Origin of the sequence: Streptosporangium nondiastaticum (assembly GCF_003011965.1) — a bacterium.
Lineage (GTDB): Bacteria > Actinomycetota > Actinomycetes > Streptomycetales > Streptomycetaceae > Streptomyces > Streptomyces nondiastaticus.
In genome coordinates this window covers 1-2,492 of the sequence record NZ_PXWG01000279.1, presented here as the reverse complement: position 1 = coordinate 2,492, position 2,492 = coordinate 1, and the positions used below count along the sequence as shown (strand labels likewise).

Annotated in this window: 3 protein-coding genes and 1 pseudogene; all 4 read right to left on the bottom strand. The window is 75.3% G+C overall.

Going from position 1 to position 2,492, the window contains the following annotated elements; translation table 11 throughout:
• A partial coding sequence (locus tag B7P34_RS35680) for a hypothetical protein (RefSeq protein ID WP_223268595.1) occupies window positions 1-351 on the bottom strand: 351 nt, incomplete at its 3' end.
• A complete protein-coding gene (scpB, locus tag B7P34_RS35675; RefSeq protein WP_302859872.1) occupies window positions 351-1,013 on the bottom strand; it encodes an SMC-Scp complex subunit ScpB in 663 nt (220 codons plus the stop codon). The genes B7P34_RS35680 and scpB, both read right to left, overlap by 1 nt.
• Window positions 1,010-1,867 (bottom strand): segregation and condensation protein A, encoded by an 858-nt coding sequence (locus B7P34_RS35670; RefSeq protein ID WP_435694000.1) that lies wholly within the window; start codon window positions 1,865-1,867, stop codon window positions 1,010-1,012. Before B7P34_RS35670 ends, scpB begins: the two co-directional genes overlap by 4 nt.
• Before the next feature lie 374 nt (window positions 1,868-2,241).
• A pseudogene (locus B7P34_RS35665) lies at window positions 2,242-2,492 on the bottom strand (hypothetical protein); the annotation flags it as partial.

Below are 2,492 nucleotides of genomic sequence, written 5' to 3'. Positions count from 1 at the left end.
TCTGGTGGGACCACTGCGGGTGCGCTCGGCGTCGGGGCCCACGTCGTAGCGGCGCTCCTCGGGGCGCGGACGGCGCGGACGCTCCTGCGGCCTGTCGTCGCGCCGGTCCCCGGAGCGGCCGCCGTCGTAGCGCCCGCCCTCGGAGCGCCCGCCGCCGTAGCCGCCGCCGGAGCGACCGCCTTCGGAACGACCGCCGCCCCCGTAGCTCCCGCCGCCGGAGCGACCGCCGCCCTCGGGACGCCCGCCGCCGGAACGGCCGCCGCCCGCGCGCCCGCCCCCGGACGCCGGACGTCCTCGCCCGCCCCGGTCGTCCCGGTTGCCGCTTCCGCTGTTCCTGCCGCTGCTTCGCATCAAAGTTCCGTCTTGTCGTCCGCTTCGGTGTCCGGTGCGTCCGGATCGAACGACGGCACACCTTCCTGAGTGTCGCCCTCGATCGCCTCCGCCTCGGGGAGGAAGGGCGCGAGCTCCGGGAGCTCGTCCAGGCCGCGCAGGCCCATGCGCTCCAGAAAGTAGTTCGTCGTCCTGTACAGGATCGCACCTGTTTCGGGTTCCGTCCCCGCCTCCTCCACCAGACCCCGCTGGAGGAGGGTGCGCATGACCCCGTCGCAGTTCACGCCGCGCACCGCGGAGACCTTCGACCGGCTGACCGGCTGACGGTACGCGACGACGGCCAGGGTTTCCAGGGCGGCCTGGGTGAGCCGGGCCTGCTGGCCGTCCAGGACGAAGGCCTCGACGGCGTCGGCGTAGGCCGGGCGGGTGAAGAAGCGCCAGCCCCCGGCGACCTGCCGCAGCTCGAAGCCGCGCCCCTGGGCGTCGTACTCCGCGGCGAGCCCGGCGAGCGCCGCGGCGATCTCGCGGCGGGGGCGCTCCAGGACCCTGGCGAGGTGCTCCTCAGTGGCCGGCTCGTCGACGACCATGAGGACGGCCTCCAGGGCGGGCCCGAGGTCGAGCCGGGCCACGGCGGAGTCTCCCGCGAGGGCCTCTTCCGGTTCCGCCACTTCTGCTCCGCTCACTGTGCACTCTCCTCCGGCCCGGTCTCCGGCGCGCGGTCGAACTCGTCCGTCACCAGCGGTTCCGCCCCTTCCTCGCCCGTCCAGCGCACCGAGAGCTCGCCGAGGGCCTCGTCCTGGTCCAGGGCGACCGCGCGCTCGCGGTAGAGCTCCAGCAGGGCCAGGAAGCGGGCGACGACGGTCAGGGTGTCGGGGGCGTCGCCGGTCAGCTCCCCGAAGGTCGCGCGGCCCGTCCCGCGCAGCCGTGCCACGACGACCTCGGCCTGCTCGCGAACGCTGACGAGGGGCGCGTGGATGTGATCGACGTACACCTGCGGCGCCGGCTTGGGCCGCATGGCCTTGACCGCCAGCTCGGCGAGCCGCTCGGGCCCGATGCCGAGGACGACCTCGGGGAGCAGCTCGGCGTGGTGCGGCTCCAGGCCGACGGTGCGGGGGAAACGATGCGCCTCGTCGTCCAGCCGGGCGCTGAAGATCTCCGCGACGCGCTTGTAGGCCCGGTACTGCAGCAGCCGGGCGAAGAGCAGGTCGCGGGCTTCCAGGAGGGCGAGGTCGGCCTCGTCCTCGACCTCGGCGGCGGGCAGCAGCCGGGCCGCCTTGAGGTCGAGGAGGGTCGCGGCGACGACCAGGAACTCGGTCGTCTGGTCGAGGTCGAAGTCGGGGCCCATGGCGCGGATGTGCGCCATGAACTCGTCGGTGACCTTGGAGAGGGCGACCTCGGTGACGTCCAGCTTGTGCTTGGCGATCAGCTGCAGGAGGAGGTCGAAGGGCCCTTCGAAGTTGTCCAGGCGGACGGTGAACCGGCCGTCGGCCGCGGGATCCGCTGCCGCGGGGGCCGCACTCCCCCTCGCCGCTGCCACGGAGGCCGCACTCCCGGTGGCCGCTGCCGCGGCGGAGTCCGGCTCGGGGGCCGGGCCGCCGGCGATCTCCGCCGGGAGCTGCTGTGTCTCGGGGGCCTCCGGCCGGGGGGTCGCCTCCCGGACCGCATCCGTGCCGGTCGTCCCGGCCGGGGGCGGCTCCACCGCGGCGGTCCCGCTCTCGCCGGCCTCGCCGTCAGGCGTGTCCGTGGGGGCCGGGCTCCCGTGTTCCCCTCCCCCGCCGGCAGGCGACCCCGTGCCGGGGCCCGTGCCCAGGCGGCGGCGTCGGGCCGGAGAGAAAGCTGAGCGCATCAGGGGTCCAGGTGCAGGCGGAAACGGGCCGTACGGCCAAGGGGCAGGCTACCGGCGGAAGCCTCTCAGCGGCCGCGCAGGCGCCGTACGAGGATGCTCGCGTCGCCCCGCGACTCCAGGTCGGCGAGGACCACGGCGACGGCTTCCCGCACGATCCTGCCGCGGTCGACCGCGAGGCCGTGCTCACCGCGCAGCACCAGCCGGGCGTGCTCGAGGTCCATGAGCTCCTCGGCGGAGACATAGACGGTGATCTTCTCGTCGTGGCGCTCGCGGCCGCTGGGCCGGCGGCCCGCCCCGCGCCCGCGGCGGCGGCCCT